We start from the raw sequence: 400 nt of genomic DNA on the forward strand, positions 1-400 counted from the left end.
GGCGTGGATCGTTGATGGTCGCTACAACACCATCGCGATGGCAATCAGCAGCATGATTGGCGACGTGAGCGGAATGATTTGCGATGGCGCCTCAAACAGCTGCGCGATGAAAGTTTCAACCAGCGCATCTGCGGCGTGGAAAGCGGTGCTGATGGCGCTGGATGATACCGCTGTGACCGGCAATGAAGGGATTGTGGCACATAACGTGGAGCAATCGATCACGAACCTGTGTGCGCTGGCGTGTCGCTCGATGCAGGAAACCGACAAGCAGATCATTGAGATCATGGCCAGTAAGGCACATTAATCTGCAGGCCGGATAAGGCGGAATCGCCCCCGGCATAACTCTAAGCCGCCTTTTCAGGCGGCTTCTTCGTCTTCCAGCCGTAGCTCGGCATCCGCC

1 protein-coding gene is annotated in these 400 nt (G+C 56.8%); it reads left to right on the forward strand.

Going from position 1 to position 400, the window contains the following annotated elements; all coding sequences use genetic code 11:
• The coding region (locus tag FDW87_RS21860; RefSeq protein ID WP_252363024.1) for an L-serine ammonia-lyase, iron-sulfur-dependent, subunit alpha at positions 1 to 304 on the forward strand (304 nt) is incomplete at its 5' end.
• Positions 305 to 400 lie beyond the last annotated feature (96 nt).

The organism is Citrobacter sp. wls826, assembly GCF_005281245.1.
Classification (GTDB): domain Bacteria; phylum Pseudomonadota; class Gammaproteobacteria; order Enterobacterales; family Enterobacteriaceae; genus Citrobacter; species Citrobacter braakii.